Source organism: Chelativorans composti, from assembly GCF_039541695.1.
In the GTDB taxonomy this organism is placed as follows: domain Bacteria; phylum Pseudomonadota; class Alphaproteobacteria; order Rhizobiales; family Rhizobiaceae; genus Chelativorans; species Chelativorans composti.
Genome location: NZ_BAABGS010000012.1, coordinates 147,079 through 172,123 on the forward strand (window position 1 = coordinate 147,079; position 25,045 = coordinate 172,123).

General features: G+C 63.0%; 26 protein-coding genes and 1 tRNA gene. 11 read left to right on the top strand and 16 right to left on the bottom strand.

Annotated elements, in window-relative coordinates; all coding sequences use genetic code 11:
* Positions 1 to 273: 273 nt before the first annotated feature.
* Positions 274 to 1,092 carry a DUF1194 domain-containing protein gene (locus tag ABD906_RS03195; RefSeq protein WP_345098172.1) on the top strand — a complete coding sequence of 273 codons (819 nt, stop codon included), beginning with the start codon at positions 274 to 276 and terminating at the stop codon, positions 1,090 to 1,092.
* A gap of 240 nt (positions 1,093 to 1,332) precedes the next feature.
* On the opposite strand, the gene ABD906_RS03200 is transcribed toward ABD906_RS03195, so the two are convergent.
* The gene (locus ABD906_RS03200) at positions 1,333 to 1,512 is read right to left on the bottom strand and encodes a hypothetical protein (protein ID WP_345098173.1); all 180 of its coding nucleotides are present in this window, start codon (positions 1,510 to 1,512) and stop codon (positions 1,333 to 1,335) included.
* A 109-nt stretch (positions 1,513 to 1,621) separates the two neighbouring features.
* Here ABD906_RS03200 and ABD906_RS03205 point away from each other — a divergent pair, with 109 nt between their 5' ends.
* Entirely contained in the window at positions 1,622 to 2,551 is a 930-nt protein-coding gene (locus tag ABD906_RS03205) for a LysR family transcriptional regulator (RefSeq protein WP_345098174.1), read from the top strand.
* A 76-nt stretch (positions 2,552 to 2,627) separates the two neighbouring features.
* Here the strand turns inward: ABD906_RS03205 and ABD906_RS03210 are convergent, their stop codons facing one another.
* A complete protein-coding gene (locus ABD906_RS03210; RefSeq protein ID WP_345098175.1) occupies positions 2,628 to 3,281 on the bottom strand; it encodes an exopolysaccharide biosynthesis protein in 654 nt (217 codons plus the stop codon).
* Between the two features lie 28 nt (positions 3,282 to 3,309).
* Positions 3,310 to 3,900: a DUF4893 domain-containing protein gene (locus tag ABD906_RS03215; protein ID WP_345098297.1), complete on the bottom strand. Its 591-nt coding sequence runs from the start codon at positions 3,898 to 3,900 to the stop codon at positions 3,310 to 3,312.
* A gap of 280 nt (positions 3,901 to 4,180) precedes the next feature.
* On the opposite strand from ABD906_RS03215, the gene ABD906_RS03220 reads away from it, so the two are divergent.
* Positions 4,181 to 4,333 carry an entericidin domain-containing protein gene (locus tag ABD906_RS03220; protein WP_345098176.1) on the top strand — a complete coding sequence of 51 codons (153 nt, stop codon included), beginning with the start codon at positions 4,181 to 4,183 and terminating at the stop codon, positions 4,331 to 4,333.
* Positions 4,334 to 5,076: 743 nt separating this feature from the next.
* On the opposite strand, the gene ABD906_RS03225 is transcribed toward ABD906_RS03220, so the two are convergent.
* The 11 genes from ABD906_RS03225 to moaA all read right to left on the bottom strand — a co-directional run bounded on the left by ABD906_RS03225 (position 5,077) and on the right by moaA (position 14,557).
* Positions 5,077 to 5,247 (bottom strand): hypothetical protein, encoded by a 171-nt coding sequence (locus ABD906_RS03225; protein ID WP_345098177.1) that lies wholly within the window; start codon positions 5,245 to 5,247, stop codon positions 5,077 to 5,079.
* A gap of 52 nt (positions 5,248 to 5,299) precedes the next feature.
* Complete coding sequence (locus tag ABD906_RS03230; RefSeq protein WP_378188826.1) at positions 5,300 to 6,088, bottom strand: TSUP family transporter; 789 nt, start codon at positions 6,086 to 6,088, stop codon at positions 5,300 to 5,302.
* 278 nt (positions 6,089 to 6,366) lie between these two features.
* The gene (locus ABD906_RS03235; RefSeq protein WP_345098178.1) at positions 6,367 to 7,239 is read right to left on the bottom strand and encodes an NAD(P)-dependent oxidoreductase; all 873 of its coding nucleotides are present in this window, start codon (positions 7,237 to 7,239) and stop codon (positions 6,367 to 6,369) included.
* Between the two features lie 127 nt (positions 7,240 to 7,366).
* Positions 7,367 to 8,197 (bottom strand): ABC transporter permease, encoded by an 831-nt coding sequence (locus ABD906_RS03240; protein WP_345098179.1) that lies wholly within the window; start codon positions 8,195 to 8,197, stop codon positions 7,367 to 7,369.
* Positions 8,194 to 8,907, bottom strand: coding sequence for an ABC transporter permease (locus ABD906_RS03245; protein WP_345098180.1), 714 nt, complete (start codon positions 8,905 to 8,907; stop codon positions 8,194 to 8,196). Before ABD906_RS03245 ends, ABD906_RS03240 begins: the two co-directional genes overlap by 4 nt.
* A 118-nt stretch (positions 8,908 to 9,025) precedes the next feature.
* A complete protein-coding gene (locus tag ABD906_RS03250; protein ID WP_345098299.1) occupies positions 9,026 to 9,778 on the bottom strand; it encodes an ABC transporter substrate-binding protein in 753 nt (250 codons plus the stop codon).
* A gap of 143 nt (positions 9,779 to 9,921) precedes the next feature.
* Positions 9,922 to 10,434 (bottom strand): molybdopterin-guanine dinucleotide biosynthesis protein B, encoded by a 513-nt coding sequence (gene mobB / locus ABD906_RS03255; protein WP_345098181.1) that lies wholly within the window; start codon positions 10,432 to 10,434, stop codon positions 9,922 to 9,924.
* A complete protein-coding gene (gene mobA / locus ABD906_RS03260; RefSeq protein ID WP_345098182.1) occupies positions 10,431 to 11,051 on the bottom strand; it encodes a molybdenum cofactor guanylyltransferase MobA in 621 nt (206 codons plus the stop codon). The genes mobB and mobA overlap by 4 nt, the downstream gene beginning before the upstream one ends.
* Positions 11,052 to 11,087: 36 nt before the next feature.
* The gene (locus tag ABD906_RS03265; RefSeq protein WP_345098183.1) at positions 11,088 to 12,338 is read right to left on the bottom strand and encodes a multidrug effflux MFS transporter; all 1,251 of its coding nucleotides are present in this window, start codon (positions 12,336 to 12,338) and stop codon (positions 11,088 to 11,090) included.
* Positions 12,328 to 13,242, bottom strand: coding sequence for a DMT family transporter (locus tag ABD906_RS03270; RefSeq protein ID WP_345098184.1), 915 nt, complete (start codon positions 13,240 to 13,242; stop codon positions 12,328 to 12,330). The genes ABD906_RS03265 and ABD906_RS03270 overlap by 11 nt, the downstream gene beginning before the upstream one ends.
* A 298-nt stretch (positions 13,243 to 13,540) precedes the next feature.
* Positions 13,541 to 14,557, bottom strand: a complete 1,017-nt coding sequence (moaA, locus tag ABD906_RS03275; RefSeq protein ID WP_345098185.1) for a GTP 3',8-cyclase MoaA — start codon at positions 14,555 to 14,557, stop codon at positions 13,541 to 13,543.
* Between the two features lie 167 nt (positions 14,558 to 14,724).
* On the opposite strand from moaA, the gene ABD906_RS03280 reads away from it, so the two are divergent.
* Both ABD906_RS03280 and ABD906_RS03285 read left to right on the top strand, forming a co-directional pair.
* On the top strand, positions 14,725 to 15,078 hold the full coding sequence (locus tag ABD906_RS03280) for a gamma-butyrobetaine hydroxylase family protein (RefSeq protein WP_345098186.1): 354 nt from the start codon (positions 14,725 to 14,727) through the stop codon (positions 15,076 to 15,078).
* Between the two features lie 177 nt (positions 15,079 to 15,255).
* Positions 15,256 to 17,139, top strand: a complete 1,884-nt coding sequence (locus ABD906_RS03285) for a L,D-transpeptidase family protein (protein ID WP_345098187.1) — start codon at positions 15,256 to 15,258, stop codon at positions 17,137 to 17,139.
* Positions 17,140 to 17,447: 308 nt separating this feature from the next.
* On the opposite strand, the gene ABD906_RS03290 is transcribed toward ABD906_RS03285, so the two are convergent.
* A tRNA-Val gene (locus ABD906_RS03290) sits at positions 17,448 to 17,522 on the bottom strand.
* Between the two features lie 740 nt (positions 17,523 to 18,262).
* On the opposite strand from ABD906_RS03290, the gene ABD906_RS03295 reads away from it, so the two are divergent.
* Positions 18,263 to 18,508, top strand: coding sequence for a YMGG-like glycine zipper-containing protein (locus ABD906_RS03295; protein WP_345098188.1), 246 nt, complete (start codon positions 18,263 to 18,265; stop codon positions 18,506 to 18,508).
* A 386-nt stretch (positions 18,509 to 18,894) separates the two neighbouring features.
* The gene (locus tag ABD906_RS03300) at positions 18,895 to 19,536 is read left to right on the top strand and encodes an outer membrane protein (protein WP_345098189.1); all 642 of its coding nucleotides are present in this window, start codon (positions 18,895 to 18,897) and stop codon (positions 19,534 to 19,536) included.
* A 126-nt stretch (positions 19,537 to 19,662) separates the two neighbouring features.
* Here the strand turns inward: ABD906_RS03300 and ABD906_RS03305 are convergent, their stop codons facing one another.
* Complete coding sequence (locus ABD906_RS03305; RefSeq protein WP_345098190.1) at positions 19,663 to 20,355, bottom strand: HAD family hydrolase; 693 nt, start codon at positions 20,353 to 20,355, stop codon at positions 19,663 to 19,665.
* Positions 20,356 to 20,488: 133 nt separating this feature from the next.
* Between ABD906_RS03305 and rpiA the strand changes: the two genes are divergently transcribed.
* The 4 genes from rpiA (at position 20,489) to ABD906_RS03325 (ending at position 24,982) form a co-directional block, all read left to right on the top strand.
* Positions 20,489 to 21,193 carry a ribose-5-phosphate isomerase RpiA gene (gene rpiA / locus ABD906_RS03310; RefSeq protein WP_345098191.1) on the top strand — a complete coding sequence of 235 codons (705 nt, stop codon included), beginning with the start codon at positions 20,489 to 20,491 and terminating at the stop codon, positions 21,191 to 21,193.
* Between the two features lie 31 nt (positions 21,194 to 21,224).
* On the top strand, positions 21,225 to 21,758 hold the full coding sequence (locus ABD906_RS03315; RefSeq protein WP_345098192.1) for a DUF2059 domain-containing protein: 534 nt from the start codon (positions 21,225 to 21,227) through the stop codon (positions 21,756 to 21,758).
* Between the two features lie 345 nt (positions 21,759 to 22,103).
* Complete coding sequence (gene gor, locus ABD906_RS03320; protein ID WP_345098193.1) at positions 22,104 to 23,489, top strand: glutathione-disulfide reductase; 1,386 nt, start codon at positions 22,104 to 22,106, stop codon at positions 23,487 to 23,489.
* Positions 23,490 to 23,599: 110 nt separating this feature from the next.
* Positions 23,600 to 24,982, top strand: coding sequence for a class II 3-deoxy-7-phosphoheptulonate synthase (locus tag ABD906_RS03325; protein WP_345098194.1), 1,383 nt, complete (start codon positions 23,600 to 23,602; stop codon positions 24,980 to 24,982).
* Positions 24,983 to 25,045 lie beyond the last annotated feature (63 nt).

Here is a 25,045-nt window from a genome sequence, read left to right on the forward strand (position 1 = left end):
TTCCGATTTCTGACCTTCATTCACTTGCCGCCCGCCTCCGCGGGCGGTCTTTTTCGTGCCGAGCAAACGGGGGCGGGCCCAGCCCCCGGGCCGGCTCTCGTCTCTTATGCCGGTGTGGAAGGCGTCTCGGCGAAACGCGCCGCGGCCGGGCGCCCCAGGTCTGACCCTCCCATCATTGACTGCTACGGCGGTAGCAAAAAAGTGATCGCTCTTCCGGAGAGTGCGCGGCTGTGGCGTATTGCCACAGGTCGCAGCTTGCACCAGATTTCAGGCATGGTGTCGTATCGAGCAGCCTGGAGGGCAGCAATTCTGTGCACTTTGCTGGCGGCCTCGCCGGCGAGGGCGCAGGAGCCTGTCGACGTCGAGCTCATCCTGGCGGTCGACGTTTCGCTCTCCATGTCTCCCGGCGAACTGGAGATCCAGCGCCGCGGCTATGCGGAAGCGCTGACACACGACACCGTGATCAGGGCCATACAGAACGGTGTCCACGGACGCATTGCTCTTGCCTATTTCGAATGGGCGGGCGCGCTGTCACAGCGCGTCGTGGTGCCCTGGACGCTCATCGGCTCCGCTGAGGATGCAAAGGCGGTGGCTGAGCGGCTGACGGTCAATCCGTCCAACAGTGCCCGCCGCACCTCCATCTCAGCGGCCATGGACTTCGCGCTCGATCTCTTCGGTGAAAGCACCTTCGCGGGCCTGCGGCGGGTGGTCGACATTTCAGGCGACGGGCCGAACAACGAGGGCCGTCCCGTGCTTCTGGCCCGTGAGCGGCTTCTGAACGCCGGCGTCACCATCAACGGTCTGCCGCTCATGACGTCCTCCGGCTACCGGTCGAGTTATGACGTCGAGGACCTCGATCTTTACTACAAGGAATGCGTGGTGGGCGGTCCCGGCTCGTTCACGATTCCCCTCAACGACTGGACGCAATTCCCTGAGGCCGTTCGGCGCAAGCTGGTCATCGAGCTTGCCGGCCAGCCACCGGAACGCGAACGGCGTAGGGCGGAAATCGTGAAGGTTCAGGCCAAGGCGTCCTATGATTGTCTGATCGGCGAGAAGATCTGGGAAAACCGGATGCTGCGCTGGCAGCCTTAGGCTGTGTGGCCGCACGGGCACGTCAGCACTGGCAGGTATGGCGGAAGCTTGAGGAGCGAGACGGACTGAGCGGAGCGTTCCACACTCTCGGTTTTCGTGGACGTTCAGGAAGACCGTCATGCCATCGGGTGCGGCCCGCCGGGCAGGACGCTGCCATGAAACCTGGCGGCTCCGGCAGGAGAAATCGGTCCGGGGCATTTTGGTGGAGGCCCCGGACCGAACCGGTCGGCAGCGCATGGATCAGTCCGCCCTGCATTCCTTGCCCCGCGGCTGCTCCGTGGGCCAGGGAATTGTCGTCGGCCACCCAATGTCCTTGCGTACCTCCGGGGGCAGGCTCCCGAGAAGGTATTCCGTCTGCCGTTGCCGCCACCGACGCCGGTGACGCTCGATGATCTGCGCGATGAAGTGAACCACCAGCATCTCTGTATCCTTTCGTTACATCGGATGGACTTGACTATGCGCGTTCATGGAGATTCAATCAAACGAAACGATCTGATGTTTTAGATCAATGAAATTGAAGAGGTTAGAAATGAACGCGCCGTTCGCCCAGCCGATGCCGCTCCTGGAGCTTGATGTCCTGCGCACCTTCGTGGCGATTGCCGAGACCGGCAGCTTCACGACGGCCGCCTCTGCGGTGTTCCGCACGCCCTCGGCGGTCTCCATGCAGATCAAGAAGCTGGAGGAAACGATCGGCAGGCCGGTCTTCAACCGGGATGCCCGCTCGGTGACGCTGACGGCCGACGGCGAGGTTCTTCTGACCTATGCCCGGCGCCTGCTGGCGCTCAACCGCGAGGCGGTATCGAAGTTCGTGCGCTCGGATATCAGCGGGGCAGTGCGCTTGGGATCTCCCGACGACTACGGCGAGCGGATCCTGCCGAATGTGCTGAAGCGCTTCGCAATTTCGCATCCCGCGATCGCGGTGGATGTCATCATCGACACTTCGACCAATCTGCGCCACCGCATGGCCTCCCGCATGCTCGATATCACGCTGATCACCTGCACCGACGCCGTGACCGATCCGTCGGCGGAGATACTGTTGAGCGAGCCCATCGTCTGGGCTGGCGCGCGCGGCGGCTGCGCGCACCTGCGCGATCCGCTGCCGATCTCGATCTGGGAGGAGGGGTGCGCCTGGCGCGCTTCAGCCCTCAAGGCTCTGGCGGAAGCCAACCGTTCCTTCCGCATTGCCTACATGAGCGCCCATGCCGCCGGCCAGAGGGCGGCAATTCTGGCCGACCTTGCCATCGCGCCTCTCCCGAAGTCGTTCCTCGGCCCCGAGCTCGTGGAGCTTACGGAGGACGACGGCCTTCCGCCCATGGGGAACTACCACATCGGCATGCTGGTGGCGCCGGAAGCCTCGGCGCCGGTCCGGGCAGTGGCGGACCATATCCGCGCAACCTTCGAGATGATGTCTGAGGTGCCTGCCGCCGAGCGGACACGGCGGCTGAGCGTGGCTGTGTAAATGGACCACAATATCCGAACGATTGCTTTGCGGAGTGGGTGGCGCAGCCCTCGCGGAAGCGCTCTGCGCGGCCGATCTATCGGAAGAACATGCTCGCCATGAAGCCGGCTGTTCCGAACACCGCGCCAAGAACGGCGAACGAAATGAGAATGGTGATGCCGGCGGCAATCAGCATCAGTCCGTCGCGTTCCGAAAGCGCAATGCCGAGCAGTGCGCAGGCAAGTGCCGGGAACCAGTTGCCGAAGGGAATGGGAAGCGTCACCAGCGTACCGAGCACGAGGGCCACGATGCCGATCACCCGTTCCGCTGTTTTCGGATTGCTGAACGGCCAGTAGCGTGGCCTGACGATTTCCTCGAGCTGGCGCAGCCTTGGCAGCATCTTCTCGGCAAGCTTGCGGAACTGTTCCGCCGTGAGCGATTTTGTCAGCAGGAACCTGGGCAGCCACACCGCCCGCTTTCCCGTGATCATCTGCATGGAGATGAGCATCAGCGGCAGTCCCAGCACGAGTGTGGTTCCCGGCGGCAGCGGCAGCAGGTTCAGCGCTGCGAAGAAAAGGAGAAGTGTCGAGAAGCTGCGGTCGCCGAGCGCGTCGCGGATCTGCTGCACGGAAACCGGGCCTATGGCTCGTGCGCTCAGTTCTTCGACGATGGTCGAGAGCCGGCGTGGCTTGTTCGTCTTGTAATACTGCGCCGGCACGTGGCTGGCCATGGAGCTGTCATGGATGTTCAATGTGGTTCTTTCGGCTGTCCCGCTGTTGTCAGCGCTCGTTTTTCCTAGATGGGGCAGAAGTGCGTCGGAATTCAAGGATGTCGAGCCTTGATTCGCGCGCCGGGAGTGGAAATTCGATGTGCCATTCGTTCTCGCCCGTGCGGAAGGCATATCCGGTCTGATCCGTATCCTCGCCAGCCCCGTAGGGTGGCGGCTTGTCTCCCGCCACGAAATAGGAGCCGAGATAGATCAGCCTGTCGTCACCATCGGTGAAGAAGCGTCCTTTGGTGCGCTGCGAGCCGCTGAGCTTTTCGAGCATCCAGCCCGCTCCGTCGTCGTTCACGCGGCATCGGAACCAGCCATAGACCACGAGCGGCACGAGTCCGCCGGCCTTGATCGTGCGGCATTCCCATTCGCCGGCGAGATCTGCATCCGAAAAGGAGAGGTGAGGCTTTGCGAGCAGCGCCTCCAGCACCGCCACGTCCTCCGGCGCGCCACCGGCGCGGGCTTCCGTGAGAGCCTCGTTGCGCACGGCCTCATGCCTGTCCAGCCGCTCACGGTCGGATGGCGTGATGATCCGGAGGATTTCGCCGTCGGCACCTGCGGGAGCCGCGGTGAGCACTGCCAGGATGACCACCATCCAGAACCGTATCTTGGAACTCGGAATCTTGTTCATGGGCGAACCTGCTGCGGATTCGATCATTGGACAGTGTCACCCGATCCGCCGGATCGTTGAACCCGTTATCGACAGATGAAGGCATGAATTGGTCAGACCCAGCGGATTTTTCTGCCGATGAATGGTCGCGGGGCGTGCGCGGTCATCGGCGCGGAAGATGATCGTGCAGAAATGAAATGACCGCGAACCTTTTCCGTTTGCCGGCGTTCCAGTGACGTCACCAGCGAACGGAAGGAGAGTTTCGATGTTGTTCAAGCGTGTCATTTTGCTGGCACTTGCTGCCGGCCTGATTGCCGGCTGCTCGAATACGATTCGCGGCGTGGGACGCGACACGGCCAATGTTGTGGATGCGACTCAAGCCGCAGGCGAAGACGTTGGCGAGGCGGCATCCTACTAGAGCAGGTCCTGGAACTGCGACAAACAATTGCTCTAGTGGTGCTACCGCATCCCCGGGAGCCGCCTGATCGGCCTCGACATCAGGGCCTTATCACTCCGAAAGGTTGAAACGAGGCCAGAAATGCGAGAGGGGCCTTACGGCCCCGCTACGCTGAACGCATGTACTTTTACGCTTACGCCGACCTGCCGATGGAAGGGCGTTCTGCTCCGGTACGCGAGACCTGATCCGGAGCGGGAGGCTTCATCGGCCGCCGTGTTCACAGATATAAAGGGGCAGCGTTACCAGATGGTTAGCGGAAGATATCCGTTGTCTGATTTTTTGCGGGCGAATGTGAGCCGGTCGCCGTAATCTGCGTTGTCCGGGCTTCGGAATGGGCTGAACCTGCCGGGCGAAACGGCTTGACGCACGGGGCACGACGATGCCTCGGGCATGAGCCTGTTGTAGCCAGACACAGGGCCGTTTGATGAAGAACATGCGGGATGGCCGTCTGACCAGAACCTGCGCTCAGGCGAGGCTGCCGCATATCATCGCGCGGCCTCCAGCGTCCGCGACGGTAACACCGGGGGTCGCGGTGTCCCCGCACAGGCGGTCACGGTTTCCCCGAAGAGACGGGGAGGTGGGCTCCGCTTCAGGAGCGTGCGCGACGGCGTGTGCAGGCCAACGCCGTCACATGAAGCGGCAACGCGTAATCGGGCTGAGCGACCGAATGGACCTGCGCATTCGGCGCAGAACGTCACTCCTCACTATAGACCTGGAACGATCGTCGAGATGGCCAGCACGACGTAGGCCGCCGTCATGATCCAGAACGGCTGTACCGGCAGGGCCGGCAGGACGGCGAATGCGGCCAGCAGGGCAACAACAGCTATGACCAGCGCAACGAAGAACATGACCTGGGTTGGTGCGTTCAATTTCATGTCGGCCTCTTGGCTATAGTTGAACAAGAGGCAGTTTACGAAGCGGCGCGGCTTATATGCCAATAAAGGTCCGGATCGGGTTTTCCGGATTGAGCAGCAGCCGCACCGCCAGCAGAATGCACACGACCACGAGCAGCGGCTTGATGAGGGTCGCGCCCTTTTTCATGGCGAACATGGCCCCGAGCCGCGCGCCGGCGAACTGCGCCACCCCCATGATCAAGCCGATCTTCCAGTGGATCGCGCCGACGAATGCGAAGGTGAGGAACGAACCGACGTTTGAGGCGAAGTTGAGTGTCTTGGTATGAGCGGTGGCCTTCAGCACGCCGTATCCGGCCAGCGAGACGAAGGCCAGCATGAAGAAGGATCCGGTTCCGGGGCCGAAAGCGCCGTCATAGAACCCGATCAGCGGCACGATGGTGAGGGCGAAGAGGGTGGGGCCCATCCTCTGCGCCCGGTCGATGTCCCCCATGTTTGGCTTGATCAGGAAATAGATCGCGATGCCGATGAGCAGGATCGGCAGCAGGGCGTTCAGCACATCGGCGGGCAGGACAGTGGCGAGCAGCGCCCCCGCCACCGAAGCGAGCCCCGAAGCCAGCGCCGACAGCCACTGCTTGCGGATGTCGACATGTCCGTTGGATGCGTAGGCGAGGACGGATGAGCCGGATCCGCACATGCCCTGCAGCTTGTTCGTCGCCAGAGCCTCGACCGGCGGCAGTCCCGCCAGCAAAAGAGCGGGAACGGTGATGAGGCCGCCGCCACCTGCGATCGCGTCGATGAAGCCGGCGATGAACCCCGCAAGCGCGAGCAGCAGGAGGATCTGGACGGACACTTCAAATATCATGGGAGGACTGCCGGAAAGGAGGAGAACCGTTCGTTTCCATCACAGCCGCGGACCGAGTGCAAGCGTCTTCGCTGCAACGCTCGGCCGAAGATTCGCATCGCTTCCCTGGAGGACCTGCGCGCGGGACCGGCGAACGAGCCAGATCGTCTTGCAGGGCGTGGGAGAGAGGTCGGCGGAAAGAAAGGGCTTCGCGGACCTGGGGCAAGCCCCCGTTACGGAAAATTGCGCGGGTGGGAGCGGCCGGCTGCAGCATGGTACCGGCCGCTGTTCGTCCGGAACTACGACCGGTCCAGCCGGGCGATGAGCGAGGACGTGTCCCAGCGGCCGCCGCCCATCTCCTGGATTTCCTTGTAGTATTCGTCAACGATCCTGGTGACGGGCAGCTTGGCGCCGTTGCGGGCTGCTTCCTCGAAGCAGATGGCAAGGTCCTTGCGCATCCAGTCCACCGCGAAGCCGAAGTCGAACTTGCCTTCGACCATGGTCTTGTACCGGTTCTGCAACTGCCATGAGCCGGCCGCGCCGCCCGAAATCACCTCGACCACCCCGTCGATGTCGAGTCCGGCCTTCTTGGCGAAGTGCAGCGCCTCCGACAGGCCCTGAACCAGGCCGGCGATGCAGATCTGGTTGACCATCTTGGTGAGCTGGCCGTTGCCGTTGGGGCCCATCAGCCGCACAGTTCGGCCGAAGCATTCGATCACCGGCTTGGCGCGCTCGAAGGCTTCCGGGTCGCCGCCGCACATGACCGAGAGGATGCCGTTTCCCGCGCCCGACTGGCCGCCGGAGACCGGCGCGTCGATGAAGTGGAACCCGCGCTTCTCAGCCTCTGCCGCGAGTTCCCGCGCCACCTCGGCAGAGGCCGTCGTGTTGTCGATATAGACCGACCCCGGCTTCATCGAATGGAAGGCACCGTTCTCGCCGATCGTCACTTCACGCAGGTCGTCGTCATTGCCAACGCAGGAGAACACGAAGTCCTTGCCCTCGGCCGCTTCGCGCGGTGTGGCGGCAAACGATCCGCCATGCTCCTCCACCCACTTGGCCGCCTTGGCCTGCGTCCGGTTGTAGACGGTAACCTCGTGTCCGCCGCGGTTCTTGAGGTGCGCGGCCATCGGATAGCCCATTACACCCAGACCGATGAAAGCAACTTTCGCCATTGATTCTTCCATTCTTCACTTGCGAAGGGCAGTCCGCTGGAAGGCTTTCTCCCGTCCGGAATGCCCAGATCCGATCCGGCCGTTCCTGCGCAGGGCCGGGCAGGGCGGTCGCGCGCCTCGACCTGCCTTACGACCGCTTGAGGTGGCGCGTGAGCCGCGCCTCGATCTTTTCCGTGCTCATGCGCAGGAGCTCCACCAGCGAAAGATAGATCAGGGCGGCCCAGATGTAAGTCTGGAAATCGAAGGTGCGCGCATAGGCGCGCCGCGTCTCGCCCATAAGGTCGAACACGGTGATGATCGCGACGATTGCCGATCCCTTGAGCAGCAGGATGATCTCGTTCACGTAGGGGCGCAGCGCGACGATCATCGCCTGCGGCAGGATGATCTTGCGGATGGTCAGGCTGCGTGGCAGGCCCAGCGCGGCTGCCGCTTCCCACTGGCCGCGCGGCACCGCGGCAATCGCCCCACGCAGGATCTCGGCCTGATAGGCCGACGTGTTGAGCGTGAAGGCAAGCAGCGCGCAGTACCAGGCGTCGCGGAAGAACCACCAAAGTCCCACCGCCTCGAACTGCGGCCGGAACGATCCGAGGCCGTAGTAGATCAGGAACGTCTGCGCCAGCAGCGGCGTGCCGCGGAAGAAATAGACATAGCCGTAGCTGAGCGCCTGCGCGATCCTGTTGTGCGAGTTGCGCCCGACCGCGATGGGCACCGAAAGCACGGCGCCCGCAAGCGCCGACAGAACGACCAGCTGGACGGTGATCCAGAGACCGGAAAGATAGTTGGGGCCGTAGCGCCGCACCAGTTCCGGATCCCACGAGGCAATGAGGAAGGCGGCAAGGCCGATCGCGCCCAGAATCCAGAGTGACAGCACGGTCACCCCGGCAATACGCTTGCCTTTCCATTTTGCTCGAACGGCGGGCGGAGCGGGCTGCGGCGGGATGTAGTGCGTGCTGATCATCGCGTCATCCCCGGAGTGGCGACCTTGCGCTCGATGCGGTTGAAGGCGATGGATGACAGCATCGCGAGCGCCAGGTAGATCAGGCAGGCGATCAGGTAGAACAGGAACGCCTGGCGGGATACGCGGGCGGCAATGCTGGACTGCCGGAGCAGATCCGACAGGCCGATTACCGAAACCAGCGAAGTTTCCTTGAGCAGGATCAGCCACAGATTGGAGAGACCGGGCAGGGCCACCCGGATGAGCTGCGGCAGGATCACCAGCCGGAGCGTCTGCCGGCGACCGAGACCGAGAGCGGCCGCGCCTTCGTATTGCCCTCTCGGGATGGCGGTGAAGGCGGCGACGAACACTTCGCTCGCGTAAGCCGCGAAGACGACGCCGAGCGCGACCATGCCGGCGACGAAGGCGTTGATCTCGAAGCCTCCCGTCACACCGACATAGATGAGCATGTGCTGGAGCGCGATCTGCGCGCCGTAATAGACGAGGAAGAGTGTCAGCAGCTCCGGCAGCCCGCGGAAGATGGTGGTGAAGATGTCGGCCGAGAGCTTGAGGTAGCGGTCGCCCGAGATCTTCGCGAGCGCGATGAGGAAGCCCAGGGCCAGGCCGAAGGGCAGGGTGGCAAGTGCCAGCGAGACTGTGACCAATACGCCGGATGCAATCTCATCCCCCCAGCCCGAGGAGCCAAAGCTGACCAATTCAAGCACGCGCTCCATTGTCCGTTCCGTCAAAAACTACAATCGCCTGGTCCGCGACTTTGGCAAGCGCGGCTCAATAGAATACTCAAATGAAATGGCGGCCCGGACCGGTACTACCGTCGGGCCGCCATTGAAATCAACCGCCGTAAACGTCAAATGCGAAGTACTTATCGTTGATTTCCTTGTATTTTCCGTTTTCGCGGATGGCCTTGATCGCGGCGTTGAACTTCTCGCGCAGCTCGTCGCTGCCCTTGCGCAGCGCGATGCCGATGCCCTCGCCATAGATCTCGACCGGCGGCGTCACGGTGTCGAGGATGTGGCAGCACTCGCCACCTTCGGAATCCAGCCACTCGTCGAGCACGATGACGTCATCGACTACGGCGTCGAGACGGCCATTGGCCATGTCGAGCTGGTATTCCTCGGCCGTGGGATAGAGCTGGATGGTGCTGTCCGTGTAGGTTGCCTCGGCGAAGGCTGCGTGCGTGGTGGACGCCTGCGCGCCGATCACCTTGCCCGCCAGGTCTTCCTTCGTCACGCCCTTGATGTCCGAAGACACCGGCACGGCGATCGCCGGCGGGGTGTTGTAATACTTGTCGGTGAAATCGACCTGCTGCTTGCGTTCCTCCGTGATGGACATGGAGGCGATGATTGCGTCGAACTTGCCCGCCTGCAGGGCGGGAATCATGCCGTCCCACTCCTGGGTCACGAACTCGCATTCGGCCTCCATCTCCTCGCAGAGTGCCTTCGCGATGTCGATGTCAAAGCCCTTCAGCTCCCCACCCGAGTCCAGATAGTTGAACGGCGCATAGGCACCTTCGGTGCCGATCTTGATCTTCAGCTTTTCCTGAGCACTACCCATATTCGCGCCCAGTAGAGTGGCCGCTGCCATCAGACCGGCAATAGAATACTTTATCATTTTCATTTGCATTCCCCATGTAGCTCCCGCGCCAGATCATTCCGATTATTGGCGTAGAGAGTGATACCTCTAACGTTTAAGCGGGAAATGCAATCGTGCAAAGCCCAGATGAGGGACTACCTCGGGATTCCGTGGAAATCCGCAATGAATTTGGCGATGCCTTCGATGTCGTCGAGCGAGAATGCAGGCGGGTCGGCGGGCTCGGCCAGCGGATCGTCGCTCGCGATGGCGACGATGTTCGAGATGCGTCCCGCCATCGGTGTCCGCTCCTTTGCTCCCGCGCGGCGACACTCGATCTTGGGATGACCGTCATTCTTGAACCCCTCGACGAGAATTAGATCGCAAGGGCTTAATTTTGAAATGATTTCATCCAGTCCGGGCTCGGTCGCTCCCCTGAGTTCATGCACGATCGCCCACCGCGCCGATGAGACGATCGCCGTCTCCACGGAGCCCGCATGGCGGTGCCGCCAGGAGTCGGTTCCCTCGTGGTCGATGTCGAAACTGTGATGGGCGTGCTTCACGGTGGCGACCCTGAGGCCGCGGGCCGCGAAATGGCTGACGAGCCTCTCGGTGAGGGTGGTCTTTCCGGAGTTCTTCCAGCCGGTGATGCCGAAGATGCGTCTGTTCAAAGCTTTGTGTTCCTTCTTGCCGCAATCTCCCTGGCGAGGGTGAGGTCGCCAGGCGTGTTGACGTTGAAGAAGGGGTCGAACCCATCTTCCAGCGGAAACTCGGCGATGGCAGCCCGTCCTTCCCCCTCGGCGAAACGCCGGACGGAGGCGGCGCCCGCCCGCGCCAGGAACGCCCCGAGCGCCTCGAGCATGGTCACCGGCCACAGCCCGAAGACAGGATGCACCCGTCCGGCCGAGGCTGCCAGCGCGACGCGATCCATGCCTGCGGCCGTCTCCGTCAGCCGGTTCGTGAGGTCCAGGGGAAAGAATGGCGTGTCGGCGGCGGCGGTGACGATATGGGTGAAGCCGGAGGGATGTGCTGCAGCCCACTTCAGGCCGGCGTGGATCCCGCCGAGGGGCCCGAGATCGGGCATTTCATCGGGAACGATCTGCGTCATCCAGGGCGAAAAGCGGGCAGGGTCGCCATTGGCGTTCAGAACCAGCGCTTCGCTTTGGCCTCGCAGCCGTTCGGCCACATGCGCGAGCAACGGCCGGTCATCGAGCAGTTTCAGGCACTTGTCGCCGCCGCCCATCCTGGTGGACTGTCCGCCGGCTATGACGACCCCTGCAACCCGCATCGGCATTCGCCCCTCGATGGTTCACCCTCGAACGGTTCACATTTCCTCGCCCACCTGCCGCGATACACGGATCACGTAGAGCGTCGACAGGATAGCCATGAAAAGCGCCGCGGTCATGACCGTGAGCAGCGGGTAGACCCCGGCGTCCCTGTCCAGCATGGTGCCGGCGATGGTCGCAAAGCCCGCGCCCCCGGCGATCTGGATGCTTCCGCCGAGGCCCGAGGCCGAGCCGGCGAGGCGCGGGCGCACGCTCACCATGCCGGTTGCCGCGCTGGGCTGCGTCAGGCCCGCGCCCAGGCCGACCAGGATCATCGGGGCAAACAGCGAAAGCGGATGGTGGAGCCCCGCGAGGAACAGGCCGACGCAAAGGAGCATGGCACTGAAGCCCAGGCTGTTGCCCGCAAGCATCATACGGTTGATGCCGACCCGCCGGGTGATCCGGCTGGACAGGAAGTTGCCGAACGCATAGCCGATGCTGATGCTGGCGAAATACATGCCGTACTGGGTGGGCGACAGGCCAAGCACCTCCGTGGAGACGAACGGTCCGCCGCCGATGAAGGCAAAGAACGCGCCCGACGAGCAGGCGGCCGTGATCGAGTAGCCCCAGAACCTGCGCGACCGGATCACCTCCGGATAGGCCTTCATCTGGGCCAGCATGCTTGGCATCTTGTTCGCGTTGGTTTCGCCCAGGTCCTTGTAAACGATCGCGATCGTGAGGACGCCGATTGCAGCCATCAGCCAGAACGAGGCCCGCCAGTCGAACATCTCGTCGAGGAAGCCGCCGATCATCGGGCCCACCATGGGCGCGACGGTCATGCACATCATGACATAGCCAAGCTTGCTCGCCGCATCGGCCGGCTCCGATGTGTCGCGCACGATCGCCCGCGCCAGAACCATCCCGCAGACGGCAAACGCCTGGAACAGCCGGCAGGCGATGAGCACGTGAATGTTGGGCGCCCACAGCGCCGCGAGCGTCGCCACAAGGAACACGCCAAAGCCGAACAGCATCACCGGCCGCCGCCCGAACCGGTCCGACGCCGGCCCAATCCCAAGCTGCAGCACCGCCTGCGCCGCCAGATAGAGCGACACCGTGAGCTGGATGACGCTGTACTCGGTTCCGAAATAGGCAGCCATGCCCGGCAGCGAAGGCAGGAACAGGTTCGTCGACAGCGCCGCCGTCGCCGTGGCGCAGATCAGCGTGATGATGTGCGGCGGGGTCGAGGCATCGAGAAAGCGCACCTCTCCTGCGGCTGCGGCGCCGCGTGTCTGTTCGGTCCTAGAGTCCATCGGGAACCACGCTCGTGCTGGTGGACTTCACTACCGCCATGGCTCTCTTGGTGATGCGCTCGCGGTAGATGACGTAGAGGCCCGACCCGACGACGATCGCCGCGCCGATGATCGTGTAGCGATCCGGAATATCGCCGAAGACCACGAAGCCGAGGAACGTCGCCCACAAGAGGCCGGTGTAGCGGAACGGCGCCATGAATGAGATTTCACCCTCGCGCATGGCCACGATGAGATAGTGATAACCGGCGATCAGGAAAACGGCCGCGGCGAACACGATCGCCAACACTTCCGCCGATACCGGCTGCCAGCCTCCCAGCGGCTCGATGGCGATGAAGCCGGCGATGGCGACCAGGAATGCTGTGACCGTCGAAAGCACGGCCGTGCTGAGCTGTTTCGGTACGTTTCGTGTGCTGAGGTCGCGCAGCGCCGAGCAGAACACCGAGGCAAGCGTCGCCAGTGACCAGACGTTGAAACCCTCGAGACCCGGCCGCACGATGATCAGCATGCCGACGAAGCCTACGGTGACCGCCAGCCAGCGCCGCCAGCCGACCGGCTCGCCGAAGAACAGTGCGGCGCCCGCGGTGACCGCCAGGGGTAGCGCCTGGAAGATCGACGTCATGAAACCGACGGTGAGATAGATCAGCGAGATCAGGTAGAAGAAGGTTGCGGTGAGCTCGCCGATGGTGCGCAGAACCACGGCCGGGTGCCGCATCAGCCGGAGCTGTTCTAGCCGGAGCGACCGGTGGAACACCGCCACCAGCATGGCCGTCGCCATCATGCCACGCAGGAAGATGATCTGCCCGAGCGTCAGCGATCCCAGCGCCACCTTGACCAGAGTGTCGTTGATCGAGAAGCAAGCCATTGCAATGCACAGGAACAGTGCGCCGCGAACATTGGCTGACAAGGCGGAAGCTCCAAACCGAAATGATAAGCAATGCTTATCTTTCTGTCCGTGACTCGGCAAGCGGGGCCATGAACCGGCAAATAGGATTATGCACCGGACTCTACCCGAGGCGCGGAAGCAAGCCGAAGCGAAGGGGCCGCAGGGTCGGCAAGACACTGGCGGCGATGGCATCGTGGTTGGGAACGGGTTGTGCGCGTGGCGCGCGGTCTCATCCTGAAGCGCGGCCGTGATGCGGATCGCGGCGGTGCTCTCAGGACTCTTGCAAGAGGGTAAGGTAGCCGGTGCCGAAGCCCTTGTTCTAACCGCCGGTAACGCTCATGTGGCGGGCGATTGAAGGCCGCTTGGTGCGACGGTCGATGACGAAGTCGTGGCCCTTGGGCTTTCGACCGATCGCCTCGTCGATCGCCTGCGAGACAAGCTCGTTGCTTTCCGACATCCTGAGCGGCGTTCTGAGGTCCGCCGCATCCTCCTGGCCGAGGCACATGTAGAGCGTGCCGGTGCAGGTGAGCCGCACGCGGTTGCAGCTTTCGCAGAAATTGTGGGTGAGGGGGGTGATGAACCCGAGGCGTCCGCCGGTTTCCTCGACGCGAACATAGCGCGCGGGGCCGCCCGTCTTGTAGTCGATGTCGGTCAGCGTGAACTCGCGCGCGAGCTGCGCCCGCACCTGCGAAAGCGGCAGGTACTGCTCGGTCCGGTCGCCGTCGATGTCGCCCATCGGCATCGTCTCGATGATGGTCATGTCGAAGCCGCGGCGATGCGCCCAGCGCAACATGTCCGGCAGTTCGAGTTCGTTGAAGCCCTTGAGGGCAACGGCGTTGATCTTGATCTGGATGCCCGCCGCCTGCGCCGCGTCGATCCCGCGCATCACCTTGTCCAGGTGCCCCCAGCGGGTGATGGCGTGGAACTTCTCCGGATCCAGCGTGTCGATCGACACGTTGATTCTCCTGACGCCGCAATCGGCGAGCTCTTCCGCGAAACGTTCAAGCTGCGACCCGTTGGTGGTGAGCGTCAGTTCCTCCAGGGCGCCGGTCTTCAGATGTTGGGAGAGCTGGCGCACCAGGTGCATGATGTTCTTGCGCACCAGGGGCTCGCCGCCCGTGAGTCTGAGCTTGCGCACGCCCTTCTCGATGAAGACGGTGCACAGTCGCTCGAGCTCCTCGAGGCTGAGCAGGTCCTTCTTCGGCAGGAAGGTCATGTTCTCGGCCATGCAGTAGACGCAGCGGAAGTCGCACCGGTCGGTGACCGAAACGCGCAGATAGGTGATCGCCCGTCCGAACGGGTCGATCATGCTGCTTCCGGGCTTCACTTCTGTCATGGCGCCGCCTTCTTTCCTCCCAACCGCCGTTCGCCGGCTTCGCAGCCGGCCCTTGTTTTTCCTCCGCAGCCCAATGTGGCCATTGCACCGGCTTTTTCAACCGGGTGCGGATGTTCTATCATTGTTTGCACATGTTGCCAGCACGAGTCTTGAAGGATTGCGGGATTGTGAGAGCGCCGAGCGAGCTGAGGGTATCAAGGGAGCGAAATGTCCTGACCGTGGCCTTTCCGGGCGAGGAACCTGTCGGGCTTTCGGCGGAAATGCTGAGGGTTCTGTCGCCGTCTGCCGAGGTGCAGGGGCACTCCCCGGAACAGCGCGTCCTGGTCACGGGCAAGGAAAACGTCACCATCACGAACATCGAGCCGATCGGCAATTACGCTATCCGCATCGTCTTCAGCGACGGCCACTCGACCGGCCTCTACACCTGGGCCTATCTGGAGGAACTGGCCCGCAAGCGCGATGAGCTTTGGGCCGAATATTTGCGGGAGCTCGAGGAAAAGGGATTGGCTCGCAAAAGTTGATCGTTGTCACGAAATTGTGACTGGAGAACGCCGTAAGGCGCGGGGGCGCTTACTGTTCATTCACCTTAGACTCGTAGTTAACGTCCGATGGATCAGCCTGACGTGCATGCCGGCCGGCGTGCTTCGCGGGCAGGTCGGCGACACGCAGGGGCGCAATAGATGACAAGGACGGTTAGAATGAAGGGCGCGGCGTCGGTATTGGCATTGGCCGCTGTCCTTTCTGCTGTAGCTTTTCCGGCCAGTTCCCAGACCTTCTTCGACCGGCTGTTCGGCGGACGCGCCCAGCAGCAACGGACGGTTCAGCCGCAGGCGGAAGTTTCGCCGCCTGCCACCCCTGCCGGAGCCACCCGGGCGATGAAGCCCGTGCCTGTCAAGAAGGTTTCCGCCCCGTCGTTCTACAACTACAAGCCTGCAGCGCTGGTCGCCCTTGACCTAGCGTCCCTGAAGGCCGCGCTCAAGCCTTTGCCGGAAACAGGCGCGGCGAGCGAGGCGGAGCAGGAGTTCCGCGCCGCCCTGGACGCTCTGCAGGCATTCGACCTGCGCGTCGAGAAGGCGGTCGCTGAGGCTGTCGTTTCCCACTATGCCAAGCATCCGCAGTTCGTCTGGGTGGATGCGAACGGGCCGACCGAACGGGCAGGGCGAGTCCTGGACCTGCTCGACCGCGCCGAGGAATACGGCCTGAACGGGTCCGACTACTCTGTCTCGAAGCCGCGTCTCGCGCAGGCATCGGACGAGGAAGGGCGCTCGCGCCGACTCCAGGAAATGCTGCGCTTCGAGCTCGCGCTGTCGGCAAAGGCCCTGCGTTATGCCCGCGACGCCCGCGTGGGGCGGGTTGACCCGAACAAGCTCTCCGGCTTCCACGATTTCAAGCCGAAGGCGATGGATCCCGGGGTCGTGCTCGGAATCCTGACCGGATCGGGTTCGCCGGAGCGCTATCTGCAGTCCCTGCATCCGCAGAATGAGGAGTTCGCCGCCCTGAAGGCAGAACTCGCCCGTCTGCGCGCCGAGGCGGCCGATGACGACGAGGTGGTCGTCGATGCCAACCTGTTGCTGAAGCCGGGCGGCAGCCATCCGGACTTTCCCAAGCTTCTCCGTCTCATCGACCGCCGCGCCGACGAAAACATTCGCGAAGAGCACGGCGCCGTGCTGGCAGCCCTGGCCGGATCGGACACCTATTCGAGCGAGCTGGTGCCGGTCATCAAGGCCGTCCAGCGCCAGCACAACCTGAACCCCGACGGTATCATCGGCCGTCGCACCGTTTCGATGTTGGCCGGCGAGAACCGCTCAGCGAAGATTCAGAAGATTCTCCTGTCCATGGAGCGCCTGCGCTGGCACCCGTCCCATCTGGGTTCCACGCGGGTGGTGCTGAACGTCCCGTCGTTCACGGCTGTATTCTTTGAGAACGGCCAGGAAAAGCTCAACATGCGGACGGTGGTCGGCTCCACGACCAACCAGACCTATTTCTTCCATGACGAGATCGAGTACGTCGAATTCAACCCCTATTGGGGCGTTCCGCGCTCGATCCTCGTCAACGAGAAGCTGCCACGCCTGCGCAGCGATCCGGGCTACCTGGACCGGGCCGGCTACGAGGTGTTCGACCGGAACGGCAAGCGCGTGTCCTCCGCCTCGATCGACTGGAACCAGTACGGCAGCAACGTGCCCTTCAGCGTGCGCCAGAAGCCGGGACCGAGCAATTCCCTGGGCGAACTGAAGATCATGTTCCCCAACAGCCACGACATCTACATGCACGACACAGCGCAGAAGCATCTCTTCAGCCGTGACGTGCGCGCCTTCAGCCACGGCTGCGTACGGCTCGAGGACCCGCGTGCGATGGCCGCGGCCGTGCTCGGCGTCAGCAAGGAAGAGGTCGGCAAGATGATCGCCGGCGGCAAAAACAGCCGCCGCAACGTCCCGGTGAAGATCCCGGTCTACGTGGCCTATTTCACCGCCTGGCCGGATGCCTCGGGAAACATCGGGTATTTCGACGATATCTACGGCCGCGACGCGCATCTCGCCAAGGCGCTGACCGCGGTTGCGGACCTGCGCTCGGCGGGCTCCTGACGGATCGGTTGCCCGCGGGATGGGAATGCCGGGCCGGGGACGCGTTCTCCGGCCTTTTCATTTCTTGCGGTTGCGCTGCTACGCCTTCGGTGTGAATGCCTTGGAACGCTGATACCCGGAAACGCAGATAGGCCTCCCTCCGGAAGGGCGGCAGCCGAATCCTTTTGCGCGAATCTATTCCAGCCCGTGCGAAAGAAACCGTGCTAGGTGGTCATGGCGCGGGCGGCGAGGGCGTGCGGACGCAGGAAAGCGTGAAAGCACATCTGCTTTGCGGGAGGTCAGGAATGCTTGAGGAGGAGAGGAGGAAATGGTGGGGGATACTGGGATCGAACCAGTGACCTTTCGCGTGTGAAGCGGACGCTCTCCCTCTGAGCTAATCCCCCACGAACCATCGTGTGATGGCGTTCCGTGTTTCAGGAACGGCCCGGATATAGTGCTTCGGTTCCGTCCAAGTCAAGGCCCTTCGCAACGCTGTGGATTTTGTTGCCGGAAACGGCTTTGTCCCCGGGCCCTTGCCGCGGTGCTATCACATGGCGGAGCGCTGGTCTCGCACGGGAATCACGGCTGTCGGACCGCTGCTCAGGTCCATGTGCGCTCCCCGGTTCGCAGACTTTCCGTCTTCAGGGCTGCCCGCTCTCGGCGCACGGGATGCCCGGGGAGGGGTGCCTGGCGCCGATTCTGTCAGGACAGGAAGGGCGGCCGCGATGGACATAAATCATTTGCTAATATATTTGTTAGCCGACGCGTGGGGGCACTGAGATGGAAAGACACACGGGACTTGGCCGGCAGGTGGCGATGTTTGTTTTTGTCGCGCTTGTGTGGGCCAGCTTCGCTGTGACGATCATTCAGGTGCGAAAGCATGCTCCCGACATCGGGGCGCAGGCCTCGCCGGAAAGCTTTGCGCACGCGTCGTCCGCTGCCGATTCTATTGGCAGTCTTTCCACGGAGGGGCTCGGCGGAAATATCCGGTGACACCTGTGGCGCTTGAACGGCTGGACTGCCGGTGGTCTTTCCGGATGCGGGCTGTCGGTGACCGGGCGGCCTGCTGGATTGGCAAGAAACTGCATGATGTGTGGCGTCGGGATGGGCTGGCGTCACCGATCCACGAAGGAGAGAGGAAAAAATGCGTAGTATCGTGATCGCAGCCGTCGCTGCTCTGGCCCTGACCGGATGCACGACCACCGAGAAGGACGTCGCGATTGGCACCGCCACGGGCGCGGTCGTTGGCGGAATCGTTGGCGGTGGACGCGGTGCCGTGATCGGCGCGGGCGCCGGTGCGCTCGGCGGCCTGCTGGTTCGCAACCTCCGCAACGGCTACTGCGAGTATCGCGATCGCCACGGCCGCATCTACACGGCGCGCTGCAACTAAGCGGATCCGGGAAACCGGGATCCTGCATCTCGCAACGATCTTCAGAAGGGCGGAACCAAGGTTCCGCCCTTCTGCTATTTTCCGCGCGAGAGACGCGTCTGCAGTTTCACCGCATGAGAAACACATGCACCTCCGCGCCGAAGCTCTCTGAAAGACATGGCCAGGCGGCTGGATGGCCTGACGCGGCGATGTTCGCAACCTGCTGGTACTCCCTCATTTTGCTGCCAGAGAGGGGCGGCTGGACCATCGATCTTCTTGGATTTTTCAGGTGATTTACATATAAATAACCACATTCCCAGGTTGTAGGTAATCCTACTCCATCTGGGGGTGGAAAAAATCAGCAGAGGTAGTAACTACAGGTCATCAAACATTCAGTGGGGGTTCCCGTGAGACTCGTAATTACCACTGCGCTGGTTGCGCTTGCTTCTTCGGCTGCCTATGCGGCGGATGCCGTTTATTCTTATGACGCCGCTCCGGCGGCGCCTGCTATTCAGGCACAGCATGACTGGACCGGTGGCTATGTCGGTCTGAACGCCGGCTACACCGGTGGCAAGGCCAAGGGCTCCTTCGAGGGTGAGTCGGCCTATGTCACCGGCAGCGGCTTCATCGGCGGTGCCCAGGGTGGTTACAACTTCCAGTCCGGCAGCTTCGTTTACGGTGTCGAGACTGATATTCAGGCTACCAACGCCAAGGCCGAGGTCAAGGATCCGGATGACAAGGGTGGCGTCAAGCACAAGTGGCTCGGCACGACCCGCGCTCGCGTTGGCTTCACGCCGACCGACAAGGTTCTGACCTACGTGACCGGTGGTGTTGCTTACGGCAACATCAAGAGCATCGGTGACGATGTGCGCTTCAACAAGACCAAGGTTGGTTGGACGGCCGGTGCTGGCGTAGAGTACGCCGTCGACAACAACTGGTCGGTCAAGACCGAGTACCTGTACACCGACCTGGGCAAGACCAAGGTTGATGGCGTCGACATCAAGTTCCCGACCCACACCGTCCGCGCCGGCGTGAACTACAAGTTCTGATCCGGACAGTCGGGTTGCAGATCGAAGCCGCAGACCGCAAGGTCTGCGGCTTTTCTGTTTGATTGGTTGGGGAGGGAGGCGCGCCGGCTGGCCCCGTGCGTGCCTGATCGCGGGGAGGGCGGACCGTCAGGCCGTCTCGGATCGGACGGACTGGATGAGCCGCTCGGCCAGCTCAACCGTCAGCTCGTCGAAATGCGAAATCACCTTCGACGGCCCGAACATGTGCACCGGCTGGTCGGTGTAGCCGAAGTCCACGGCCACGACCGGAATGCCGGCATTCTTGGCGGTATCGATGTCGGTGCGCGAATCGCCAACCATCACGCAGCGTTCCGGGTCTCCGCCAGCCATGGCGATGGTTGCAAGCAGGTGCCGCGGGTCCGGTTTCCGGTGCGCGAACGTGTCGGCGCCGCAGATGGCGCTGAAATAGTGGTCGATGCGAAGGCCCTCGAGCAGCCGCCGTGACAGGCCCTCCAGCTTGTTGGTGCAGACGGCGGCGAGATAGTCCGCTCCTTGGAAAGCTTCGATCGCCTGGATGACGCCGGGGAACGGATATGACCTCCCGGGCATGTTCGCCCGGTAGTGCTCCAGAAAGATCTGGAAGACGTCTTCGAGCTCGTCCGGGCCAAGGCGGTGACCGTGTGCCTCGCAGGCGCGTTCGATCATCACCCGCGCCCCGTTGCCGACATAGTTGCGGACTTCGGCCGGGTCGACTTCCCGGAGCTTGAGATGGCGAAGGCAATGATTCAGGCTGTCGAGCAGGTCGGGCGCGGTTTCCACCAGCGTCCCGTCGAGGTCGAAGACGATGATCGGCTTGGTCATGACGGATCCTTCTGCGCATCTTAGCTGTGGAAGGCGATAGCCCCGATGGGGGAAATGCGCAACAGCGGGTGGAACCATTTGCCCGAAGCGGTGAAAAAAGATAGTGATCCAGCCGAACAACAGGAACGGAACGATGGCAGCTGACCCCAAGGCGTTGAAGATCGCGGCCGCCCGTGCTGCGCTTGACTATGTCCAGGATGGAATGAAGCTTGGTCTAGGCACCGGCTCCACGGCCGAGGAATTCGTGCGTCTTCTTGCGGAGAAGGTGGCCGGCGGCCTGAAGGTGGTCGGCGTGCCGACCTCGGTGCGCACCGAGGAACTGGCCCGCAGCCTCGGTATTCCGCTAGCCACGTTGGATGACGAGCCGAGCCTTGACCTCACCGTCGACGGCGCCGACGAGATCGGCCCCCACCTGGCTCTCATCAAGGGCGGCGGCGGTGCGTTGCTGCGCGAGAAGATCGTTGCCGCGGCGTCTTCCCGGATGATCGTCATTGCGGACGAGAGCAAGGTGGTCGAGACGCTTGGAGCCTTCCCGCTACCCATCGAGGTCAATCCCTTTGGTCTCAAGGCCACGGTTCTGGCGATCGAGCACATTGGCCGCCAGTTTGGCCTCACCGGCGAGATCCGCCTGCGCATGAAGGATGGCAAGCCTTTTGTTACGGACGGTGGGCATTTCATTGTCGACGCATCTTTTGGCCGTATTCCGGCTACAAAAGCATTCGCAGACGAACTGAACATGATCCCTGGAGTCGTGGAGCATGGCCTGTTCATCGGACTGGCAAGCCTCGCGATCGTCGCCGGCGAAGGTGGCGTCAGGGTGATAGACGGGAAGAACTGATTTGAACCGAGGACATGGAGTAGGATCGAAGATGACTTTGGCAAAACGCGCACGCCTTGTTGCCATTGGCGCCGTTATGGGCTTGGCGGCGCTGTCGCTGCCCTCGCTTGCACAGGAGTTCTCTGAAGAACATCTCAAGGCCGCGCGTGCGACGATTGCTGCTCTTGGCGCCACGGACGAGTTCGACAATGTCCTGCCCATCGCGGCGCAGCAGCTGAAGGCGGAGCTGATCCAGCAGAGCCCGAACCTGGTCGACGAGATCAACCGGACCGTTGACGAGAAGGCCCTCGAGCTTGCCTCCCGCCGTGCCGATCTCGAGAAGGAAGTGGCCTCGATCTACGCCCAGGCCTTTTCGATCGAAGAGCTGAATGCCATCAATGCCTTCTACTCTTCGGAAGCCGGCAAGGCGCTGATCACCAAGGGCCCGCTGGTGTCGCGCGAGACTCTGGCTGCAGCCGAGATCTGGCGCAATGGCGTCATGCGCGACCTGTCCCAGCAGGTGATCCAGGCTCTGGGTGAGGCGCTCCAGAATCAGGGCCAGCAGCCTGCCGAGAAGAAGGACTGATCGTCCGATCAGCTTCCGCGTGCCGGATTCGAAAGCCTGGCCCTGCGCCGGGCTTTCTGCGTTTTGTGACCGGCTCTGCTGTTGATGGAATGTATTGGCGCGAACCGTCCCGATATTGGTCGAAAAGGGCTTTCGGAAGGTGGGCCGGCAGGCTATTGCACCAGGCGGGACAGGAAACAGGGTGTCGTCGCTGCAGCGCGATTCAAGGCAGTGCGGTATTGGTCCGCCCGGAATTGCGCAGCCCCTCCGGCGCGAGGGCCCGGGCGGCACGTGTGCCCCTCAGCACGCCGCGGGACAGCCACGTCCGCGCGAATTTGGTGTTTCTGGCCGAGAACGAGGCTTCAGATGGCTGATTACGATTTTGATCTCTTTGTCATCGGCGGTGGTTCGGGTGGCGTTCGCTCAGCCCGCGTTGCTGCCTCCATGGGCAAGCGTGTCGGCATCGCCGAGGAATACCGGTTCGGCGGCACCTGCGTGATCCGCGGTTGCGTGCCGAAGAAGCTCTACGTCTATGCCTCGCAGTTCCCGGAGCACTTCGCCGATGCGGCGGGCTACGGCTGGACGGTCGGCGAGACGTCCTTCGACTGGCCAACCCTGGTGGCCAACAAGGAGAAGGAAATCACCCGCCTCGAAGGGCTTTACCGCAAGGGGCTGGAGAACGCCGGCGCGCGCCTGTTCGAGGCGAGGGCGGTCCTGCTCGACAAGCACACCGTCCAGGTTGGTTCCGAGACCGTGACCGCCGAGAGGATCGTCATTGCCACGGGCGCCCGACCCAACATGCACCCGGACCTGCCGGGCAGCGAACATTGCATTTCCTCGAACGAGGCCTTCGACCTTCCGGAGCTGCCGCGCTCGATCGCCATCGAGGGCGGTGGCTACATTGCCGTCGAATTCGCCAACATCTTCCACGGCCTCGGCGTCGAGACGACTCTCATTTACCGTGGCAAGGAGATCCTCTCCCGCTTTGATGGCGACCTGCGCCGCGGCGTGCACGAGGCGATGGCTGCCAAGGGCATCCGCATCCTCTGCCAGGAGCTTATCACCAGGGTCGAAAAGCGTCCTGACGGGCAGCTCGACGTGACCTTGAAATCCGGCGGCACGCACACGTTTGACCGCGTCATGCTGGCGATCGGCCGCGTGCCCAATACGGAAGGGCTCGGCCTCGAGGCCGCGGGCGTGAAGACCGGGCCGCTGGGCGAAATCATCGTGGACGAATATTCGCGCACCAATGTCGATAACATCTGGGCGCTGGGCGATGTAACCAACCGCGTCCAGCTCACGCCCGTCGCCATCCACGAGGCCATGTGCTTCATCGAGACGGAGTTCAAGGGCAATCCCACTCCGGTCGATCACGAGGACATCGCCACGGCCGTGTTCTCCCAGCCGGAGATCGGCACCGTGGGCCTCTCCGAGGAAGCGGCCGCCGCGCGCTATCCCGAGATCGAGATCTACCGCGCCAGCTTCCGCCCAATGCGGAACACGCTCGCTGGCCGCGACGAAAGGATGATCATGAAGCTGGTCGTGGACGCTGCCTCGCGCAGGGTGGTCGGTGCCCACATCCTCGGCCCCGACGCCGGCGAGATGGCGCAGCTTCTGGGCATCGCGGTCAAGGGCCGGCTGACCAAGGACGTCTTCGACCGCACCATGGCCGTTCATCCCACTGCCGCCGAGGAGCTGGTGACCATGTATCAGCCGACCTATCGAATCGTGAATGGCGAGCGGGTGGGCTGAGGTGTAATCTGAGGAGACATCCTCGGCCCATAAATGCTGGAATATCCTGCCCGCGTCGTGTAAAGGAGCCTCAGCCGCGCAAGGGCACATACTTATTTCGGGTGATAACGATGACGAAATGGTCGCCAAACTCCTGGAGAAACAAGCCGATTCTGCAGGTGCCGGCCTATCCGGATCCGGAACTTCTCGCCGAAGTCGAGGGTCGCCTGGCCACCTATCCGCCGCTTGTTTTTGCCGGTGAGGCCCGCAAGCTCAAGAAGCAGCTCGCTGCCGTAGCCAACGGCGAAGCTTTCCTTCTGCAGGGGGGCGACTGTGCGGAGAGCTTTGCGGAGCATGGTGCGGACAACATCCGCGACTTCTTCCGCGTGTTCCTCCAGATGGCCGTCGTTCTCACCTTCGCCGGCGCCAAGCCGGTGGTGAAGGTCGGCCGCATCGCCGGCCAGTTTGCCAAGCCGCGCTCGTCGGACATGGAGACCAAGGACGGCGTGTCGCTGCCGTCCTATCGCGGCGACATCATCAACGGCATCGAGTTCACGGAAACCGCGCGCACGCCGGATCCGAACCGGCAGGAGATGGCTTACCGCCAGTCCGCCGCGACGCTGAACCTGCTGCGCGCCTTCGCGCAGGGCGGCTACGCCAACCTCGAGAACGTCCACAAGTGGATGGTGAGCTCGCTGGCTGACAGCCCGCAGGCCGAACGCTATCGCGTCATAGCCGACCGCATCACCGAGACGATGGACTTCATGCGCGCCATCGGCATCACGGCCGAGACGCATCCGTCGCTGCGCGAGACCGACTTCTACACCAGCCACGAGGCGCTGCTGCTCGGTTACGAGGAGGCGCTGACCCGCGTCGACTCCACCTCCGGCGACTGGTACGCCACCTCCGGCCACATGCTCTGGATCGGTGACCGCACGCGCCAGCCGGACCACGCCCACGTCGAGTACTGCCGCGGCGTCAAGAACCCTATCGGTCTCAAGTGCGGTCCGTCGCTGGATCCGGACACGCTCCTGTCCCTCATCGACATCCTGAACCCGCAGAACGAGCCGGGCCGCCTCACGCTGATCGCCCGTTTCGGGGCCGAGAAGGTGGGCGATTACCTGCCGAAACTGATCCGCGCCGTAAAGCGCGAGGGCCGTTCGGTCGTCTGGTCCTGCGACCCGATGCACGGCAACACAGTCTCGCTCAACGGCTTTAAGACCCGTCCGTTCGATCTGATCCTGGCGGAGGTGCGGCGCTTCTTCGAGGTCCATGCCGCCGAGGGCACCTATGCAGGCGGTATCCACATCGAGATGACTGGCAAGAACGTCACCGAATGCACGGGCGGAGCCCGCGCCATTTCGGGAGAGGACCTGCAGAACCGCTACCACACGCACTGCGATCCGCGGCTCAACGCCGACCAGGCCCTGGAGCTCGCCTTCCTGGTGGCGGAGCTCATCAAGGAGACGTCGGCCGGCAAGCCGCAGCCGATGGTCGCCGCGGCCGCCGGCTGATACAGTCGGCCTGAAGGCTGGGATCAAAACTTTTCGTTCGGATTGCAGGGCCCGCCATGGCAC

Bases quoted from the DNA above. Each gene is read 5' to 3' on its own strand.
- ABD906_RS03195 (WP_345098172.1), top strand. From the start codon at position 274: ATGGTGTCGTATCGAGCAGCCTGGAGGGCAGCAATTCTGTGCACTTTG.
- ABD906_RS03200 (WP_345098173.1), bottom strand. From the start codon at position 1,512: ATGCTGGTGGTTCACTTCATCGCGCAGATCATCGAGCGTCACCGGCGT.
- ABD906_RS03205 (WP_345098174.1), top strand. From the start codon at position 1,622: ATGAACGCGCCGTTCGCCCAGCCGATGCCGCTCCTGGAGCTTGATGTC.
- ABD906_RS03215 (WP_345098297.1), bottom strand. From the start codon at position 3,900: ATGGTGGTCATCCTGGCAGTGCTCACCGCGGCTCCCGCAGGTGCCGAC.
- ABD906_RS03220 (WP_345098176.1), top strand. From the start codon at position 4,181: ATGTTGTTCAAGCGTGTCATTTTGCTGGCACTTGCTGCCGGCCTGATT.
- ABD906_RS03225 (WP_345098177.1), bottom strand. From the start codon at position 5,247: ATGAAATTGAACGCACCAACCCAGGTCATGTTCTTCGTTGCGCTGGTC.
- ABD906_RS03230 (WP_378188826.1), bottom strand. From the start codon at position 6,088: ATGATATTTGAAGTGTCCGTCCAGATCCTCCTGCTGCTCGCGCTTGCG.
- ABD906_RS03235 (WP_345098178.1), bottom strand. From the start codon at position 7,239: ATGGCGAAAGTTGCTTTCATCGGTCTGGGTGTAATGGGCTATCCGATG.
- ABD906_RS03240 (WP_345098179.1), bottom strand. From the start codon at position 8,197: ATGATCAGCACGCACTACATCCCGCCGCAGCCCGCTCCGCCCGCCGTT.
- ABD906_RS03245 (WP_345098180.1), bottom strand. From the start codon at position 8,907: ATGGAGCGCGTGCTTGAATTGGTCAGCTTTGGCTCCTCGGGCTGGGGG.
- ABD906_RS03250 (WP_345098299.1), bottom strand. From the start codon at position 9,778: ATGGCAGCGGCCACTCTACTGGGCGCGAATATGGGTAGTGCTCAGGAA.
- mobA (WP_345098182.1), bottom strand. From the start codon at position 11,051: ATGCGGGTTGCAGGGGTCGTCATAGCCGGCGGACAGTCCACCAGGATG.
- ABD906_RS03265 (WP_345098183.1), bottom strand. From the start codon at position 12,338: ATGGACTCTAGGACCGAACAGACACGCGGCGCCGCAGCCGCAGGAGAG.
- moaA (WP_345098185.1), bottom strand. From the start codon at position 14,557: ATGACAGAAGTGAAGCCCGGAAGCAGCATGATCGACCCGTTCGGACGG.
- ABD906_RS03285 (WP_345098187.1), top strand. From the start codon at position 15,256: ATGAAGGGCGCGGCGTCGGTATTGGCATTGGCCGCTGTCCTTTCTGCT.
- ABD906_RS03295 (WP_345098188.1), top strand. From the start codon at position 18,263: ATGCGTAGTATCGTGATCGCAGCCGTCGCTGCTCTGGCCCTGACCGGA.
- ABD906_RS03305 (WP_345098190.1), bottom strand. From the start codon at position 20,355: ATGACCAAGCCGATCATCGTCTTCGACCTCGACGGGACGCTGGTGGAA.
- rpiA (WP_345098191.1), top strand. From the start codon at position 20,489: ATGGCAGCTGACCCCAAGGCGTTGAAGATCGCGGCCGCCCGTGCTGCG.
- ABD906_RS03315 (WP_345098192.1), top strand. From the start codon at position 21,225: ATGACTTTGGCAAAACGCGCACGCCTTGTTGCCATTGGCGCCGTTATG.
- gor (WP_345098193.1), top strand. From the start codon at position 22,104: ATGGCTGATTACGATTTTGATCTCTTTGTCATCGGCGGTGGTTCGGGT.
- ABD906_RS03325 (WP_345098194.1), top strand. From the start codon at position 23,600: ATGACGAAATGGTCGCCAAACTCCTGGAGAAACAAGCCGATTCTGCAG.